This is a genomic window from Aquabacterium sp. (assembly GCF_004297345.1).
Lineage (GTDB): Bacteria > Pseudomonadota > Gammaproteobacteria > Burkholderiales > Burkholderiaceae_C > Aquabacterium.
The window spans coordinates 1-17,596 of sequence record NZ_SCTN01000218.1 but is presented as its reverse complement, the minus strand read 5'-3'; the positions used below and the strand labels follow the sequence as shown (position 1 = coordinate 17,596).

Below are 17,596 nucleotides of genomic sequence, written 5' to 3'. Positions count from 1 at the left end.
ATGCGGGATTAGCTCAGTTGGTAGAGCGATACCTTGCCAAGGTATAGGTCGAGAGTTCGAGTCTCTTATCCCGCTCCAGAATGCAAAAGGAAGCCTTGTAGAAATACGCGGCTTCCTTTTTTCTTGATGCCCTGCACGTTGCTGATTTTTCAGAGATACTGCGTGCCTCGGCAACGAGAAGGATCAGCAAATGATCTTTGGCGCGGTAGCAAAGCGGTTATGCGTCGGATTGCAAATCCGTTGAGCCCGGTTCGACTCCGGGCCGCGCCTCCAGCTTCTTCAAAAAGCCCTTCCAGCTTGGCTGGCGGGGTTTTTTTTGGCCTATCGATAGCGGCTCAGCGGTTTCCCGTTGAATGGCAGGGTTTGCGGGCAATCGCAGGCGAGGGTGCTGTTGCCTTGTTGTGAGTGCGTTGGTAGCGGTTCAGTGCCAGGTCATCGCTGCGAATGGCCGTAGGCCGGCCTAGCAGCATGTCCGCGAGCAACTGGCCGCTGCCGGCGGCCATGGTCCAGCCCAAGGTGCCGTGCCCCGTGTTGATCCACAACTTGTCGATGCGTGTGCGGCCAATGATGGGTGTGCCGTCCGGCGTCATGGGGCGCAAGCCCGTCCAGAACCCAGCTTGGTCGATGGGGCCCGCATCCGGGAAGAGATCTTGAACAACGCGCTCCAGCGTGGCGCGTCGGCTGGTTCGCAGGTTCAGATCGAATCCTGCCAGCTCGGCCATGCCACCCACGCGGATGCGTTGATCAAATCGGGTGAGGGCGACCTTGAAACTTTCATCCAGCACCGTAGATCGGGGCGCTGCATCGGGTTGGCTGATCGGCAATGTCAGTGAATAACCTTTGACCGGGTAGACGGGCAGATCCAGCCCCAGATCACGTAGCAGCGTGCGTGAGTAGGCGGCCAAGGCCACGACATAGGCATCGGCCAGACGAACTTCGGGGCCTTGTGGCGTCAGCAGGCGCACGCCTGTGATGCGTTGGCCGTCATGCAGCAACTGCTCTATCCGCACGTTTGAATGAAACTGCACGCCCAGGTCGCGAGCCTTGTCGGCCATCACCTGGGTAAAGAGGTGGCAATCGCCGGTTTCATCGCCTGGCAAGTACAGTCCGCCGGTCAGCAGGCCTTGGCGGGCGGCCAGGGCGGGTTCCTGCTGCACGCAGTCATCGGGCGTCATCAGCTTGTAGGGCACGCAGCATCGGTCCAGCACGGCGGTGTCCTTGTGGGCGCTGTGCAGTTGCGCCTGGGTTCGGAAGATCTGCAAGGTGCCCAGCGCACGGCCCTCGTATTGCAGCCCCAACTCGGTCCGCCAGTGGCGCAGGCAGTCCCGGCTGTATTCGGCCACACGTACCATGCGCTCCTTGTTGGTGGCGTAGCGCTCGGGCGAGCATTCGCGCAGCATGCGTGCCACCCATTGCCATTGCCACAAGCTGCCGTCAGGTCTGATGGCCAGAGGTGAGTGTGTCTGGCAGAGCCAATGAAGTGCTTTGAGTGGCAGGCCGGGTGAGGCCCAAGGTGAGGCGTAGCCTGGAGAGATCTGCCCGGCGTTGGCGAAGCTGGTTTCCAGGGCGGGGCCAGGCTGTCGGTCGATCACGGTGACTTTGGCGCCGGCACGCGCCAGGCAGTAGGCGCTGGTGACGCCGATCACACCGCTTCCGAGGACGAGTACACGCATGGTGTGGCTCCCGCTGGTCTCTTGTGACCCATTCTAGGCAAGCCCGCATGGATGGGAAGAGGGATGGGGCTTTGTGCAGGCTGGCGCGCGTGCAGTAGTGCCGGACCGCTCGTCAGGCGTAGGTGTCCACGTTGGTGCCTTGCTGGGCGCCGTCTGCCAGGGCTTTGGCTTTGGCCTTTTTGTCGCGGGCTTCCGCTTGGGCCTGGCGGCTGTTTGGCGATGTCTGGCTTTGCTGCTCACCCGAGGCGCTTTTGCCTTGCGCCTTTTGAAGTGTTTGCTGTTGCTGCAATTGCGCGATCTGAGCCTCCACCTGGGCAATTTGCTGCGACAGGGCACTTTGTTGTGCCTTGGCTGCTTTGGCGTCGGTGGATTTTTGCGCCTCCACCAACTGCTTCTGGAGTGCTGTCAGCTTTTTCTGCAATGTCGCAATCTGGCTTCGGATGCTGGAGGTGTCGGTGCTGGCGCTGTTGCTGGAAACGCTGGTGACGGTGATGTTGCTCATGGCAATTCCCTTGGTGGGGCGACACCTTGTATATCGTCGTGGAGGAGGGGACGTTGAAAGGTCTTTACACAGCTTCATTGCTTTGTGATTTCGTGTACATGGGACGAGGCTGTGCAGTCAGACGCCGCAGGTACAATGGCGATCCTTCGTGCGCGGGTGGCGGAATAGGTAGACGCCCGAGACTTAAAATCTCGTATCCGTAAGGGTGTACGGGTTCGATTCCCGTCCCGCGCACCACAAGAAGGAAATACAAAAATCTTGATGAAAATTTGCGACACCTTGCGCAAAACATCAAAATCGATGTATATTTGAGGTCTTCGCTGATCGCGACGCAGAAAAAGCAAAACGATCAAGACGCAAGTCAAGCGAGGTTGTCAGTGATGGCAATATGCGGGATTAGCTCAGTTGGTAGAGCGATACCTTGCCAAGGTATAGGTCGAGAGTTCGAGTCTCTTATCCCGCTCCAAATTTGAAAAGGGAAGCCAGTGTGCTTCCCTTTTTTCCAGCTCTTCGCTGGAAGTTGGTTTTTGAGGCGCGGTAGCAAAGCGGTTATGCGTCGGATTGCAAATCCGTTGAGCCCGGTTCGACTCCGGGCCGCGCCTCCACCCCCCCGTCCCATTTTTCTGCTTGATTCAGGCTGCTGAGCGACTTGCTTCGTTTGGCCGACTCTGGCTGTCTTCTTCACATTGATCACGCCTTGGCGCCGCCGTGACAGGGGCGCGGAAATGCGCGGCGAAGACGCCTCTATTGCCGCTTAAGACTTCACCTCGCCCCACCTAGCATCCCAGGTACACGCCCCGAAAAGGCTGTGCGCCCGTTGTTGTTGACCTGGGAGCTATCTGGTGGACCCCACCTCCGAGCCCGATCTGATCGAAGAACCGATTGGTGCACCTGAGCAGGCATTTGCCGCAGGTGAGGGCGCAGCCTTGTCTGCTGATCCGCTGCTGGAAGCTGTGGTCTGGTTGTGCCATCACCATGGCATCGATCGCAGCCACGCCTCCTTGCTGGATGGTTTGCAGGTGGACGAGGCCGGGATGTCGCCGCCGCAGGCTGTGCAGGTGCTCAAGCAGATTGGGTTCAGCGCGACGCTGGTCAAGCGTCCGCCCAGCAAGATTCTGGGCTTGCTGATGCCGGTGGTGATGCTGCTCAAGAATGGCGACGCGGTGATCCTGACCAAGCGCCTGGGATCGCGCTCCAAGCGGGCAGGGGGCACACGGTATGAAGTGGTGATGCCGGGGTCGGGCAACGAGGTCTGTACCGCCACGGAAGAAGAACTGCTGCCCGAATATTCGGGCTACACCTTGCTGGCTGCGCTCAAGCCGGGCGCTGTGCACGGTGACCGCGAAGCGCAGCAGTTGTCGCCTTCACACTGGTTGTGGTCCACGCTCAAGCGCTACGTTCCGTATTACCGCTCGGCCATGCTGGCTGCGCTGCTGAGCAACCTGCTCATGCTGGTCACGGGCTTCTTCACGTCCATCGTGTACGACAAGGTGATCCCGCATGACGCCATGGTGACGATGTGGTCGCTGGGTATCGGCACCTTGGTCGGCATCTTCTTTGACCTGGTGGCGCGCCAGTTGCGCAGCTACCTGATCGATACGGCCGGCAAGAAGGCCGATCTGATCATGGGCAATATGTTGTTCAACCAGGCTTTGAATATTCGCCTGGAGCATCGACCGGATTCGGCGGGCTCGTTTGCACACAGGCTGTCGCAGATCGAGGTGGTGCGCGAGTTCTCGACATCGGCCAGCGCGTCGGTGCTGACGGACTTGCCATTCATCTTCCTGTTTGTGTTGATGACCTACGTGATCGCCGGGCCGCTGGTGTTCGTGCTGCTGATTGCGATCCCGACGGTGCTGGGCCTGTCCATCGGCATCCAGCGCGTGCTGCGCCGCTCCATGCGGGCCAATATGGCGCAACACGCTGACTTGCAAGGTGTGCTGGTCGAGGCCATGGAAGGCCTGGAGGACGTGCGTGCAGCGGGTGCGGCGGGCTATTTCTCCAAGCGTTATGAAGCGGCCAATGCGGCGGCGGCGGCGTCTTCACTGCGTTCGCGAGCGATTGCCAGCCTGGTCAACAACTTCTCTGCCGTGGTGCAGCCATTGGTGACTGTGGCGATGCTGATGTGGGGCGTGGTGCTGATCAAGGACGGGCAGGTCTCTGGTGGTTCATTGATTGGTGCGGTGATGTTTGCCGGCCGTGCTGTGGCACCGTTGACATCGCTGGTGTCGCTGGCCAGCCGCTACCAAGGCGCGAAGGCGGCCTTGCTGATCCTCAATGATTTGATGGCCATGCCAACTGAGCGTGTGCCAGGCAAGCAGTACCTCACGCGCAAGAACCTCAAGGGCCAGTTGGGCCTGCATGAGGTGATGTTTGCGTATCCGAAGGGCAAGCACGATCATGCGCCCACGGTGCTCAAGGGCATCAACATGCAGATCCAGCCCGGTGAACGTATCGCCATTCTGGGCAAGATCGGCAGCGGCAAGTCCACCATCCTGCGCTTGCTGGCGGGGCTGTATCAGCCCACCGACGGCTTCGTGGAGGTCGATGGCATTGACTTGCGCCAGATCGATCCGGTGGACTTCCGCACGCACGTCGGTTTCGTGTCGCAAGAGCCTCGTCTGTTCTACGGCACCCTGAAAGAGAACGTGCTGCTGGGCCGACCCAATGCCGACGTGGGCCACTTCCTGGAGGTGGCGCGCCAGACCGGGCTGGACAAGCTGGCTGCTGCGCATCCGATGGGCTATGACCTGCCTGTGGGTGAAATGGGTTCGCTGCTGTCTGGTGGCCAGCGCCAGTTGGTGGCATTGGCGCGCTGCCTGGTGACCAAATCCCAGGTGCTGCTGATGGACGAGCCGACCAGTTCAATGGATGCGCAGTCTGAAGCCAGCTTCATCAATCATTTGCGTTCTGCGGTGCATGGGCAAACGCTGATCGTGGTAACGCACCGCCCGGCTTTGCTCGATGTGGTGGACCGCATCATCGTGGTCGACAGCGGCAAGATCCTGGCCGATGGCCCCAAGGCCAAGGTGCTGGCGATGCTGGCGGGCCAACGCCCGGGGCATGTGCAGCCGGTGCCGGCTCAACAACAAGTGCCTCAAGCTGCTGTACCCCAACCGCAGCGTGAGTTGGCTGCAGCAGGTTGACGAGCATGGCACTGTCATTGCGCTTATCCAAAAAATCGGCAGACGGGGTGGCTTACCCCGGCGACGAAGCGTTCCTGTCTGGCATCAAGCAGGCCGAACTGGTCGAGGCAACGCCTCAGGCCGTGTGGTCGATCTATCTGATGCTGACTGTGGTGATCGTGGCGATCACATGGGCCTTCATGGCGCGTGTCGAGCAGATCACCAAAGCCGAGGGCAAGGTGGTGTCGGATGGCCGCGAGCAGGTCATTGCGAGCCTGGAGGGCGGCATCTTGCGCAATATGCTGGTGCGCGAAGGGATGACGGTCGAGAAGGGTCAGGATCTCTTGCAGATCGACCCGACACGTGCCGAGGCCAGCCAGAACGAAGGTGAGGCCAAGCGCCTGGCCTTGACGGGCACGCTGGCGCGTTTGCTGGCTGAATCGACCGGTAAGCCGCTGCTCTTTCCAAAAGAGGTGCGGGCCTTGCCGCAGATCGTGCATGACGAGACCGAATCGTACGAAGCACGGCGCTTGGCGCTGGAAGAGGCCGTGGGCGTGACGCGGCGCAGCTTGGCGCTGCTCAGGCGCGAGCTGGCGATGGCCGAGCGCATGTCGGCCAAGGGTTTGATGTCGGAAGTGGAAGTGATGCGCTCGCAGCGACAGGTCAATGACCTGACCTTGCAGATCCAGGAGCGCGTGAACCGCTTCAGGCAGGACGCCAGTGGCGAGTTGGTCAAGGTTCGCTCCGAGCTGGCGCAGCTGGAAGAGCAGATGGTGGTCAAGCAGGATTTGCTGACGCGCACGACGCTGAAGTCGCCCGTCAAGGGCTTGGTCAAGAACATCCGCATTGCCACCGTGGGCGGCGTGGTGCCGGCTGGCGCGGCCATCATGGAAATCCTGCCGCTTGGCTCTCGGGTGATGATCGAGGCGCGTATCAAGCCGGCAGACATCGGCTTTGTGCATGTGGGCTTGCCCGTGACGGTCAAGCTCAGCGCTTACGACTACTTCATGTACGGTGGCCTGAAGGGCACGATCGATTACATCAGCCCCGATGCCCTTGGTGATGACGCCAAGACCGGTGCCCGCGATGCCACGTACTACCGGGCCACGATTCGCTCGGATGTGTCGACCCTGCACCAAGGTAAGAAGCCGCTGGCGGTGATGCCCGGCATGAACGCCACGGTCGAGGTGATGACCGGCGAGAGGACCGTCCTGCAGTACTTGCTGCAGCCGCTGGTCAAGTCCCAGGAAGCTTTCACAGAGCGCTAAGCCATGAAGACCACCACATTCCCATTTTTGAAGTCTGCTGTCTGTGTGGCCGTGTTGGCGGCTCAAGCTGGCATGGTGGGCGCATGGGCGCGCTGTGCGGATGATCTGTCCGGCGAGCCCAAGGCGGACAAGGCGGCCTATATCAAGGGCGGTGCCAAGGGTGCTACAGCCAAGGCTGAGCCCGAGGCGGGGCCCACCGATCCCATCAGCCAGTTGCAATTGATCGCCCGTGAAGCCGAGCGTCGCAGTGCCTCTGTGGGCGCCGCTCGCCTGTTGGCTGAGGCCGCCGAGCTGGATGTGACTGAGACCAAGGCCGGGCGCTGGCCGCAGGTGTCCGTGAGTGGCGTGCTGGGCAACGGAGGCAGTTCTGTTGACAGCACCACCGTGACCAAGGGCAACCAGTCCAACGTGGGGCTGAACGTGTCTGCACCTCTGTGGGATAACGGTCGCCTCAGCCGCTTGACAGACTGGCGCGCGCAACTGGCTGGCGCTGCCAAGTTTGGCGCCGCCGTGACCACCGAACAAGTCGTGCTGGAGGCCGTGAGTGCCGCGCTGGAGCGCAACCGCTACCGCCTGCAGGCCCAGGTCTACCAGCAGTACATGCGCAAGATGAGCTGCCTGGTCGAGGCCCTGGAGGGCATCGTCAACGAGGACAAAGGCCGCATGAGCGAACTCGTGCAGGCCCGCAAGACGCAGGCACAAACCGAGCTGCAGCGCGACCAGGCCCTGGCCCAGAGCCGCCAGAGCGAGATCAAGCTGCGCAAGCTGATTGGCGAGCAGGTGCCCCCGGGTGACGGCATCACCATCCCGCTGGCCAATGTGCCCGAGATCGGTGAGATCAACCGCCAGATCGAATACGGCAATGACGCGCAGCAACTGCGCGCCCAGGCCGATGCGCAAGACAGTTACGCCAAGGCCGTGGTGGCCGGGCAGGGGCCCCAGTTCAACTGGAGCCTGGGCAAGACGCAAGGGCAGCAGGGTACCAGCAGCACGTCTTCCTGGCACGCCGGCGTGACCGTGAGCTACAGCATCTTCAACGGTTTCTCGGATGAGGCCACCTCCAAGGCCGCCGCCAAGCGCGCCGAGGCCAGCCGCCAGCAACTGCAGGACTTGCTCAACACCAAGTTCAGCCGCACGGCCGAGATGTACGACGTGGCCACCAGCGCCTTTGACCGCGCCAAACGCTATGTGGACGTGCTGCGCGACAGCGAGAAGGTCCGCAACTTCACCTTCCAGCAGTGGTCCCAACTGGGGCGCCGCTCGCTGTTTGACGTGATGTCGTCAGAGAGTGATCACTTCAACCTGCGCATTGCCTACGTGAATGCGCTGCATGACGGCTACCTTGCCAGCGCCCAGTTGCGCTCCCTGGGCACGGGGCTGAGCGCCTGGCTGACCCCCGAAGCCGTGTCACGTTGAACACTTCTGCGGGTCTGACAAGCCCAATTTGACGGGTTTTTCACGCTTTGTTGGCGGGAGCACCCTAGGGTGCGGTCCCCTAATCTTGGCTCTGCGGCGACGATCGCCGTGTTTTGACGGGCCAATGTGATGGGAAATCAAGCTCTTGCCGCCTCCTTTCGTCCTGCACAGCAAGCTGTTTCGACGCTTGTGAAGGAGGTTGCTGCCTCCGCAGCGGCCGCAACTACGCAGCCTCAGCCCCCTCAGCAGCCCGCCCAGCCCCAGATCGCGCAGGATCAGTCCACCCTGATCCGCGGCATTGAGCTGCAAAACGCCGGGCAACTGCCTGAAGCCGAAGCGATCTTCACTTCATACCTGCAAGCCCATCCTTGCGATGGCATCGCCACGTATTCGCTGGCCGTGATCCTGATGCACCGCCAGGACCATGCCCGCGCCCTGGCCATCCTGGAGCCCTGCGTGCAGGTCACCCCCGGCTTTGCGCCCGTGTGGATGGCTTACGCCAACGTGTTGCAGAACCTGGGCCGCCGCGAAGAGGCCCTGGCCGCCTATGACAAGGCCGTGGCCGTCAACCCCCAATACACCGAGGCCTTGATCAACAGCGGCGTGCTGCTGCGCGAAAGCCATCGCCATCTGGAGGCGCTGCAACGCTTTCAGCAGGTGCTGACGATCAAGCCCGACCACGAAACCGCCCTGGGTAACTGCGGCATCATCCTGACCGAATTCAAGCGCTCGGACGAGGCCATCGGCATGTTCCAGCGCCTGCTGGCCGTCAACCCCAACTACGACTGGGGCCTGGGCCTGCTGGGCTACGAACGCCTGCACACCTGCGACTGGACGGACTTCGAAGGCATGGCCCAGCGCATCGTGCAGGGCATCCATCAAGGCAAGAAGACCTGCAAATCCCTGCCGCTGATGGCCTTCTCGGATGACGTGGCCGCCCACCAGATCAGCTCGCGCTTGTTTGGCCAACGCTTCCCGCAGGCCAAGCAAGCCATGTGGACGGGCCAACGCTACAACCACAAGAAGATCCGCCTGGCCTATGTGTCGCCCGACCTGCGCGAACACCCCGTGGGCCACCTGATGTGCGGCATCTTCGAGCACCACGACAAGAACCGCTTCGAGACCATCGCCATCTCGCTGGGCATTGACGACAAGAGCCGCCTGCGCAGCCGCATGCTCAACTGCTTCGACCACTTCGTGGACGCCCGCCTGATGACCTCGCGCCAGATCGCCGAGAAGATGCGCGAGATGGAGGTGGACATCGCCGTGGACCTGGCCGGCTACACCGCCGATTCGCGCACCGATGTGTTCGCCCACCGGCCTGCGCCCGTGCACGTGAACTACCTGGGCTACCCCGGCACCATGGGCGTGCCTTATATGGACTACATCATGGCGGACCGCTATGTGATCCCGCCCGAGCACCAGTGCTACTACGACGAGAAGGTGGCCTATCTGCCCGATGCCTACCTGCCCACCGATGCCGGCCTGAAGATCGCCGAGCGCACGCCCACCCGCGCCGAATGCGGCCTGCCGGACGATGCCCTGGTGTTCTGCTCGTTCAGCCACGACTACAAGATCTCGCCCCCGCTGTTCGATGTGTGGATGCGCCTGCTGCAACAGGTGCCCGGCAGCGTGCTGTGGCTGATGTCGCGCGGGCAGGCTGCGCAAGCCAATCTGCGCAACGAGGCCGCCAATCGCGGCGTGGACCCATCCCGCCTGGTGTTTGCCGGCCGCGTGCCCATGGTGGAAGACCACCTGGCCCGCTACCGCCAGGCCGACATCTTCCTGGACACCCACCCCTACAACGCCCACACCACCGCTGCCGACGCCCTGATGGCCGGCCTGCCTGTGGTCACCTTCATGGGCGGTGCCTTCCCGGCTCGCGTGGCGGCCAGCCTGCTGCACGCCATCGGCATGCCCGAGCTGGTGGCCGATTCGAAAGAAGGCTACGAAGCCCTGGCCCTCAAGCTCGCCAATGACCGCCCCCTGCGCGAAGCCCTGCGTACCAAGCTGGCTGCCAACCAACGCACCCACGCCTTGTTTGACACCGAACGCTTCTGCCGCAACATGGAGGCGATCTACGTCTCGATGTGGCGCAAGGCCGAACTGGGTGAAGCCCACGACCAACTCTGAACCCCGGAAGGCTGCACCATGGCACAACCCAGCATCAACGCCGTCTTCCAGGCCATCGAGAACCGCACGCTGCCTGTGCAGCAATCGCAAGAGCTGGTGAAGTTCGCCCAGCACGATGGCTTCTTCCACCTGGCTGCACTCAAGCACAGCCGCGCCAATGCCCTGAAAGCCTGGTTTGCCGACAAGGGCCTGACCCGGGTGATCCTGGGCGCCAACATCAACGGCTTTGGCTGCCAGATCCCTGGCTGCACGGTGGAGTACTTGGAAAAGGGCTTCTTCGAAGAACCCAATGAAGCCATCCGTGCCGAGAAGAGAGCGTTTCTGGAAGGCGCCATCGTCATCGTCAACAACAACGACGTGGGCCAGGCCAAAGCCGAATACGCCGACTTCTACACCCAGTGCGACAAGACCATCTTCATCGCCTGGGACTGGGACAACCACCACTGGCTGGACCTGAGCACCTTCCTGGCCGCGCACAGCGATGTGTACGCCCCCGGCCACCACGAGAACCTTTACCTGCTGACCCGCTACAACTGGGCCACCGTGGGCCCCGTGTACTGCGGCACCGTGCAGTGGTCACGCCAGTTCCTGGCTGACAGCATTGCCAAGATCGTGACGGCCAAGCGCTCGAACGCGCCGCTGGGCAAGCACATCCCGTATGCGCCGTTCACCTACCGCAACCGCGTGGTGAGCACGCTGAGCCAGCATTACCCATCGATCGGCTTCAGCGACCGCAACTTCCATGTGCGCACGCCTGAAGAGCGCCTGGAGGAATGGTATTCACACAAGGTGCACTGGATTGCGCCTGTGCTCAATGACGTGGCCATCCGCATCTTTGACGCGCTGAGCACGGGCGGTATCCCCGTGGTGCCCGCCTCGATGCAGTTCCTGCCGCCCATCAAGGACATCAGCCGCGAACACATCGTGTTCAGCACGCCCGACGACATCATGAACCCCAAGCCGCTGATCGAGCGCGCCGTGGCCATGTTTGACGCAGGCGGTGCAGACGGCATCGTGGCCCGCCACCGCTACGCCCTGGACCACCACCACGGCGACCAGCGCATGGCCGATGTGATGAGATTCGTGAGGGAGCGTTTTGCATCATGAGCAGCAGCAACATCACCAATGCCAGCAATGGCCAGTGCGCCATCGTCATCCCCATCTACCGTGCCGAGCTGGAGCCGCTGGAAAAGTTCTCGCTGGACTATTCCACCCAGCACCTCAAACCTGGGCGTGACCTGTTCTTCGTGGCCCCCGAGCACCTGGACGTGGGCTACTACACCCGCCACTACCCGGGCGTGCCCGTGGTGCGCTTTGACAATGGCTACTTTGCCTCCGTCAAAGGCTACAACCGCCTGCTGCTGAACCCCGCGTTCTACGAGCGCTTTGCCAGCAGCCACGAGTTCATGCTGATCCTGCAGACGGACGCCATCTTGCTGCGCGATGACCTGGACCACTGGTGCAGCCAGCCCTGGGACTATGTGGGCGCCCCCTGGCCCGATGGCCTGGAGGTGATGATCAACCTCGACAACTTCACCGGCCCACTGGGCAAGCGCGTGAAGGTGCACGTGGGCAATGGTGGCCTGAGCCTGCGCCGCAACGCGGCCTGCATCCAACTGCTCAAGGAGTTCCCGCAGGCGACGGACATGTTCCTGCGCTCGGGCTCCAGCGAAGACATCTTCTTTTCGCTGATCGGCTCACAGTCGGTGGGCTTCAAGATCCCCAACGAGCGCGTGGCCTCGCTGTTTGCGCTCGAACTGCAACCCGAACGCTACCTGGCCATCAACCAGGGCAGGGCGCCCATGGGTGGCCACGCCTGGTGGCGCTACAACCAGCCCTTCTGGGTGGCGCTGCTGGAACAGCAACCGCCGGTGTTGGTGCCGGCTGCGCCGCCTGGGAGACCCATTTTGAGTGGGGGTGGGGTGGTGGCGGCGCATTGAGGGGCGGTATTGACGTTCGCCATGCAGTTCGTTTTTAGCGCATCCCGATAGAAGCCATCAGGCTAGGCAGCACACCGCGCCAGTGCCCGCTCAAACGCTCACTGACACTGAGCCTTGACCACCGTCGGTGGCGAGTGCAACGCGGTGCGCGCGAGCAACTCTATTCAGGGGCCAACGGGCTTTCGCCGGGAACAGCAGAGAAGACGAGCTGCCTGGGGCGTTCACGACGCTTGCTGATGGCCGGTGAGGTCAGTATGTGGATACCACCGAGAAGCGAAAGCTGTCGTGCTGAGCTGGCGGCGCGTCCTTGCACCCGCAGCTAACCTTGAAGTAGCGCTCGCCACCGGCAGGAATGGCGCCGGAGATGTAGGCGTTGTATTGATCAACAAACTTGCCGCCCAAGAACAGGTTGACCTCAACTTGTGCGCCGCGCACGACTGTCTTTCCTCGGTTGACCACCTTGCCCGTGAAATAGGTGCGTTCGGATTCTTGATGGCGCTCGCCTTCAAGGACTTCCAAAGTATCCACGGAGGCCGGGGCCTCGTCCTGGTCTGATGCTTGTTCTGACTTGGCTGCAGGCCTTTGGGTGAATGACTGCGCTCGTTTGGCAACCAAAGTGGATGTTTTATTCGAAAACAGCAGGTTCTTGCGCGCGATGGATTGCCCTATGGCAGATTGCATGAACTTGAGCGAGGCTTGGAGTTCTTCGGCCGTGTAGGTTTCTTGTACCAGTTTGATGTACTCGTCTTTCACGGCAGACCAGCCCATCACCGAGTTCAGATAGCGGTTGATCTGCTCCATCTGCTTTGGCGAAGACGCCGTGGCGTACTGCTTGCTGAAGCCTTCAACTTGCGCATCCACCACTTCCTTCGTCTTGGTGACGCCGAGGTATTGCTCGACTTGTTCGACGGTGGGCTGCTTTGCGTAGGTGGAGAGTAAGGTGCAGCAAAGTGCCGTGGCCGTTGCGAGTCTTTTCATGGTGCAATTTCCTTCCTGTATTGATGGCGATGTTGATTCTGGCGAGTGAGCCAGCTTTTGACTGGGCACTGGCCCTCAGTGCCATTTGTGTTTGAGGTCGCATTTGTCCCGCTCTCCGGGCGGGAACATGCCGTCAATGATTTGCCCCTCAATTTCGGTACGAAGCTTTCTGTAAAGCGGCCCGTCATCGGTCCGGCATGCCACCAGAGCAAATCTGTTTTTATTCCAGATGCTGTCCGGGTAGTGTTGCATCAGGTCCAGATAGGCGGTCTTGAGGGTAGGCCAATTGGGGTATTTGCTGGATTCATTGACGAATGGCAGGTTGTTGTCATCATCGGCTGTCCAGTAAAGGCGCGCATAAAAGGAGTTGCCTTCAAAGTTTTTTGTTCTTTCAACAGTATCTGACACGAATTTGTCGAAAGACTTTGGGGTGCCGCCATAAAGGGGGGTGTATGCACGTGCCATCGCGAAGTAAATAGCGTGGCTTTTCGGGAAAATGCTGATGCCCTTGAGATATACCTTCTTGATGTTCTCTATGGGCTCGCCGGCATCAATCATGATGTCGATCTTGAGTGTGTACCATGCAGGGTGCTCTGACGCTTTTTCTTGCAAGGCATCCAGAAGGCTGGAAGCGCGCATCAGCCGATCACGAAAGAGAGCCCATCCTTCCCTGGTGACGGTGCGCGAGTAGCCGCCGCCTCGGGCGCTCCAGGCTGAGGCTCGCCAATAGGCCGCTTCAGCGTATTTCGATAGGAACGAGTCCTTGTAGAGTTTTTGCCACTTCTGGATTTTCGCCAAAGAAAACTGAATCTCGGTTCCTCCCATGGTGTCTTCAAGTGTGCTGCACAACAGGGATGTTTTGCTGGTGCCGCCGGCATACCGGGCATCTTCGCGGAGCCAGTTTGAGTAAAGATTTTCGAGCTGATCAAAATTGCCGTTGTGGAAGGCGTTTGGCACAATCCATTGGGATTCATACACCCTGATGTCGGCCTCATTGCAATCGATCTTCTTTGTGTTATTGGAGTCCGCCTCATCGATCTCCATGCACGTTGGGCCTTTGAACCAGTTGGTCATGTCCGTCGGGCCCATGTATTTCCGTGCGGTGGCGTCTGCAATCGGCACGAATAAAATCATGGCCACGATCGCAGCGTATATATATTTCCCCATGTTTTTCATGCTGATCTATTTGTGTTGAATGATTTGGGCTGACTTGTTTTGGGCGCTTACTTGTCAAAGAAGCCAAGCTTGGCTGCTTCGCCGTCCACTTCTATCTTCTGCCCAACCACCTGATGGGTGTCTTTTTCTTCCACCCATACCGCAGCGCGTGGCCCGCCAAGTTGGCCGGTCACGACGTATTGCTTGCCGGTTTCAGGCGTGAACTCGATGGTGCCCTTGACCTGGTAGACGGCGTTGGTCAGGTCCAGTATCGGGGCGGCGTACTGTGTGCGTGCCACGATCAGGAGCTTGGTGGGCTTGCTGGCCGGGATGCCGCGAGACACAGTCACGGGTGACATGTAGATGCCGCGCCCATGGTTCACTGCCAGGGACTTGAATCGAGCATTTTCCCAACTGTTGCCTTCGTATTGCTCGGCGTAGAAGAACTCGACCTCAGAGATGCCCCTGATGTTGAAGGAGTCCGACAGTGTGGCAGAGGTGCCTGCGTAGTTCTCAGGGAAGGGGCTGAAAGGCTTGGTGGCGCAGCCGGACAGGCAGGTTGCAGCAGATATGGCGAGGATGGTGGCGAGTTGCTTCATGTTGGAGGCGGTAGATTCCTGGTTGGGATCGAGTTGGCCGATGTGGCAGTCAGGCTCGATCGGTTTGAGCAAGGATATAGGTGGGGTGTGGAAGCTGTCCCTAAGCCGGCCTGAAACATGTCGACATTGTTGGCGGCTCGACACGTCACTGACCCAGATGCATGAGTTCACATCTACATGTGGCGCTTCATGGCGGCCGTTATAGAGGACTAAATTGTTATTTGTTGCTTATTTTGTCCATCAATATGGATGATGTTTTCATTAATGCTTTAAGTCCTCTATAGTGGGTGTATACAGCTTTGGGGTGCATCAATGTCCGTCATTGGGGATTATTTGACAAATGATGAGGTGCTGATTGAGATCGGCGCCCGTCTGCGTGCCAGGCGCCTGGATCGCAACGTCTCGGTGGATGCCGTGGCCGAGGCCGTGGGCATCAACCGCAAGACCATCCTCGAGATTGAAAACGGGGGCGATGTGCGGCTGAGCTCGCTGATCAAGCTGCTGCGCTACCTGAACCTGCTGGGCCTGCTGGATGCCGTGCTGCCTGACACCTTGCCAGGCAGCGAGGCGTTTTCTCAGCGTGGGCAGGTGAGGCAGCGCGCCGGTGGTGTGCGCAGCAACAAAAACAAGCTTGGTGCCAAGCCGGCAGCCTCAAGCAAGGAGGCTTGAGTCGATATGGAAGCCAGCAGCAAGCCACCCCGCCAGCCACGCAAGCCTCGGGCCGCGCTGGACCTTGTCGCCCAGGCGCATGTGCACCTGTGGGGGCAGCAGATCGGCACGATCACCGAGTACCGAAGCGGGCGGATCGGCTTTTCGTATGCGCCAGGCTACCTCGCCGCAGGCGTGTCGATATCGCCCCGCTTTCTGCCACTAGAGTCGCGCACCTTCGAGTTCCCGGAACTGCGCGCCATGGATGCCTTCATGGGGCTGCCCGGCGTGCTGGCTGATTCGCTGCCAGACACCTTCGGCAACCTCATCATCCGCAGCTATTTCGAGGCGCAGGGCCAGCCAGACAAGGCGCTCAGCCCCGTTCAGCGCCTGCTGTATGTGGGTAACCGCCCCATGGGGGCGCTGGAGTACACGCCCCATCTGCAGCGCAAGACACCGGAAGACGAGCAGGCGCTGGAGGTGAGGGCGCTGGTTGAATCGGCTCGCAGGCTGATCGAAGGCGATGCGGGCGAGGCCGTGCAGGAGATCATGCGTGTGGGAGGCTCGGCCGGTGGTGCCAGAGCCAAGGCGCTGATCCTGTGGGACCAGGGCAAGAAGCGGGTGCGTTCAGGTTTTGCGCGGGCCCGCGAGGGCGAGGAGGCCTGGCTCATCAAGTTCGATGGCGTGGGCTCGGCCAATGTGGTGGACAACAAGGCCAAGCCCTTCAACCGCATCGAGTACACCTATGCGTTGCTGGCCCGGCAGTTGAAGATCGAGATGGCCGATGTGGACTTCCTGGAGGATGAAGACACCGGGATGTTCCACTTCATGACGCGCCGCTTTGACCGCCGTGGCGCCGAGAAGTACCACATGCACAGCCTGGCAGGCATGACCCATGTGGATTACAACCGCCCGCAGTCTTACAGCTACGAGGCGTGGTTTCGCCTGATCATGGCGTTGAAGCTGGGCTACCCCGCGCTGGAGCAAGCGTATCGGCGCATGCTGTTCAATGTGGTGGGCCGCAATCAGGACGATCACGTCAAGAACTTCGGCTTCCTGATGCGTGATGCCACATCCGGCTGGGAGCTGGCCCCCGCCTATGACCTGACCTTTGCCGCCGGCAGCAACTACACGCGCATGCACCAGATGCTGATTGCAGGCAAGGGCGACAACTTCATGGGCCAGGAGCTGATCGAGATCGGCGACAAGTTCGACATCCGCCAGCCAGCAGTCATCTTGAAGGAAACGATCGATGCGTTTTCAGCGTGGCCTGCCTTGGCGCGGCAATACCGCGTGTCTGAAGATGACATCAAGCGCGTGAGCGGCATGCATCGCACGGGGCTGCAAGGCTGAGCGCGATACCTGGCCTACAAGCTATGCTGCGGCCGCAAAGCCGCGATCCAGCGCGCCATATGGGGCCTGCGCAGAATCTCGTCGCGCAAGGGACTGGTGCGTACCACTTCCAGCAGTTGGGCACCCACGGCCATGTCGGCCACGGTCTGCGTGGGGCCCACCAGCCAGCCGGTGTCGGCCAGGGTGGTGTCGATGCGATCGAGGTGGCGCAGTAACTCGGCTTTCACGTTCTCGGCGCTCATGCGGCCCAGGCCCTGGGCCTTGATGCTCATGCCTCCGGCCACCTTGAGCAGGAGCTTGAGCGGTGCTTGTTCCCACTTCGGGCGGCCTGCACACATCAGGGTGATGAACTGCGCGAGCGCTTGCGGATCGTTGAGGCGGAAGTAGCCTTCAAACCAGTAGAGCACCTCGTCGGCCCAGTCTTCCCACAGTTCCACTTGCGCACGGCTGCGCGGGTCGGCGGGGTAGAGCGCCGGGGTGCCAGGGTAGTGTTCATCCAGAAAGCGCGCGATGCGGGTGCTGTCTTGAATGCGCTGCCCTTTGACATCCAGCACGGGCAGTTTGCCCACCTGGCTCAGGCGCAGGGCCATGATGCCGCGCAGCCCGTTGTAGTTCACCACCTCGTAGGGCAGGCCTTTGAACTTGAGCATGTGGGCCACCTTGCGGCAAAAGGGTGAGGCCTCCCACTGGTGCAGCACGATGGGGCTGGGTTGGACGGCTGTGGGGCGAGGGGGCGTGGTCATGGGGCGCTTGAGGGGGCGGAGGTGTTGTAGTCAGGCGGGGCAAAGGCCGGGGCGCAGGTCGAG

At 61.0% G+C, this 17,596-nt stretch carries 14 protein-coding genes and 5 tRNA genes; 13 read left to right on the top strand and 6 right to left on the bottom strand.

Annotation, left to right across the window (positions count from 1 at the left end; all coding sequences use genetic code 11):
• The first annotated feature begins 2 nt into the window (after positions 1 to 2).
• Both EPO09_RS07955 and EPO09_RS07950 read left to right on the top strand, forming a co-directional pair.
• Positions 3 to 78: transfer RNA gene (locus EPO09_RS07955), tRNA-Gly, on the top strand.
• 121 nt (positions 79 to 199) lie between these two features.
• Positions 200 to 273: transfer RNA gene (locus tag EPO09_RS07950), tRNA-Cys, on the top strand.
• A gap of 62 nt (positions 274 to 335) precedes the next feature.
• Here EPO09_RS07950 and EPO09_RS07945 read toward each other — a convergent pair.
• Both EPO09_RS07945 and EPO09_RS07940 read right to left on the bottom strand, forming a co-directional pair.
• Positions 336 to 1,673 (bottom strand): D-amino acid dehydrogenase, encoded by a 1,338-nt coding sequence (locus EPO09_RS07945; RefSeq protein WP_290641912.1) that lies wholly within the window; start codon positions 1,671 to 1,673, stop codon positions 336 to 338.
• A 112-nt stretch (positions 1,674 to 1,785) separates the two neighbouring features.
• Complete coding sequence (locus EPO09_RS07940; protein WP_290641910.1) at positions 1,786 to 2,175, bottom strand: FlxA-like family protein; 390 nt, start codon at positions 2,173 to 2,175, stop codon at positions 1,786 to 1,788.
• Positions 2,176 to 2,325: 150 nt separating this feature from the next.
• On the opposite strand from EPO09_RS07940, the gene EPO09_RS07935 reads away from it, so the two are divergent.
• From EPO09_RS07935 to EPO09_RS07895, 9 genes are all read left to right on the top strand, one after another.
• A tRNA-Leu gene (locus EPO09_RS07935) sits at positions 2,326 to 2,412 on the top strand.
• A gap of 153 nt (positions 2,413 to 2,565) precedes the next feature.
• Positions 2,566 to 2,641: transfer RNA gene (locus tag EPO09_RS07930), tRNA-Gly, on the top strand.
• Between the two features lie 65 nt (positions 2,642 to 2,706).
• A tRNA-Cys gene (locus tag EPO09_RS07925) sits at positions 2,707 to 2,780 on the top strand.
• A gap of 237 nt (positions 2,781 to 3,017) precedes the next feature.
• Entirely contained in the window at positions 3,018 to 5,321 is a 2,304-nt protein-coding gene (locus EPO09_RS07920) for a type I secretion system permease/ATPase (RefSeq protein WP_290641908.1), read from the top strand.
• 5 nt (positions 5,322 to 5,326) lie between these two features.
• The gene (locus EPO09_RS07915) at positions 5,327 to 6,568 is read left to right on the top strand and encodes an HlyD family type I secretion periplasmic adaptor subunit (protein ID WP_290641906.1); all 1,242 of its coding nucleotides are present in this window, start codon (positions 5,327 to 5,329) and stop codon (positions 6,566 to 6,568) included.
• Positions 6,569 to 6,571: 3 nt separating this feature from the next.
• On the top strand, positions 6,572 to 7,984 hold the full coding sequence (locus EPO09_RS07910) for a TolC family protein (RefSeq protein ID WP_290641904.1): 1,413 nt from the start codon (positions 6,572 to 6,574) through the stop codon (positions 7,982 to 7,984).
• A 189-nt stretch (positions 7,985 to 8,173) separates the two neighbouring features.
• Positions 8,174 to 10,117 (top strand): glycosyltransferase family 41 protein, encoded by a 1,944-nt coding sequence (locus EPO09_RS07905; protein WP_290641902.1) that lies wholly within the window; start codon positions 8,174 to 8,176, stop codon positions 10,115 to 10,117.
• A gap of 18 nt (positions 10,118 to 10,135) precedes the next feature.
• A complete protein-coding gene (locus EPO09_RS07900; RefSeq protein ID WP_290641900.1) occupies positions 10,136 to 11,224 on the top strand; it encodes a hypothetical protein in 1,089 nt (362 codons plus the stop codon).
• Entirely contained in the window at positions 11,221 to 12,057 is an 837-nt protein-coding gene (locus tag EPO09_RS07895) for a DUF5672 family protein (RefSeq protein ID WP_290641898.1), read from the top strand. The genes EPO09_RS07900 and EPO09_RS07895 overlap by 4 nt, the downstream gene beginning before the upstream one ends.
• Before the next feature lie 249 nt (positions 12,058 to 12,306).
• Here the strand turns inward: EPO09_RS07895 and EPO09_RS07890 are convergent, their stop codons facing one another.
• Genes EPO09_RS07890 through EPO09_RS07880 form a run of 3 tightly spaced genes read right to left on the bottom strand, consistent with a single transcriptional unit; the run spans position 12,307 to position 14,861 of the window.
• On the bottom strand, positions 12,307 to 13,104 hold the full coding sequence (locus EPO09_RS07890) for a DUF2059 domain-containing protein (RefSeq protein WP_290641896.1): 798 nt from the start codon (positions 13,102 to 13,104) through the stop codon (positions 12,307 to 12,309).
• 6 nt (positions 13,105 to 13,110) lie between these two features.
• Positions 13,111 to 14,211 carry a DUF4034 domain-containing protein gene (locus tag EPO09_RS07885; RefSeq protein WP_290641894.1) on the bottom strand — a complete coding sequence of 367 codons (1,101 nt, stop codon included), beginning with the start codon at positions 14,209 to 14,211 and terminating at the stop codon, positions 13,111 to 13,113.
• 47 nt (positions 14,212 to 14,258) lie between these two features.
• Positions 14,259 to 14,861 (bottom strand): hypothetical protein, encoded by a 603-nt coding sequence (locus EPO09_RS07880; RefSeq protein ID WP_290641892.1) that lies wholly within the window; start codon positions 14,859 to 14,861, stop codon positions 14,259 to 14,261.
• Between the two features lie 276 nt (positions 14,862 to 15,137).
• Between EPO09_RS07880 and EPO09_RS07875 the strand changes: the two genes are divergently transcribed.
• Both EPO09_RS07875 and EPO09_RS07870 read left to right on the top strand, forming a co-directional pair.
• On the top strand, positions 15,138 to 15,458 hold the full coding sequence (locus EPO09_RS07875) for a helix-turn-helix domain-containing protein (RefSeq protein WP_290641890.1): 321 nt from the start codon (positions 15,138 to 15,140) through the stop codon (positions 15,456 to 15,458).
• Positions 15,459 to 15,464: 6 nt separating this feature from the next.
• A complete protein-coding gene (locus EPO09_RS07870) occupies positions 15,465 to 16,790 on the top strand; it encodes a type II toxin-antitoxin system HipA family toxin (protein ID WP_290641888.1) in 1,326 nt (441 codons plus the stop codon).
• A 14-nt stretch (positions 16,791 to 16,804) separates the two neighbouring features.
• Here the strand turns inward: EPO09_RS07870 and EPO09_RS07865 are convergent, their stop codons facing one another.
• Positions 16,805 to 17,533 (bottom strand): glutathione S-transferase family protein, encoded by a 729-nt coding sequence (locus EPO09_RS07865; protein ID WP_290641886.1) that lies wholly within the window; start codon positions 17,531 to 17,533, stop codon positions 16,805 to 16,807.
• Positions 17,534 to 17,596: the final 63 nt, after the last annotated feature.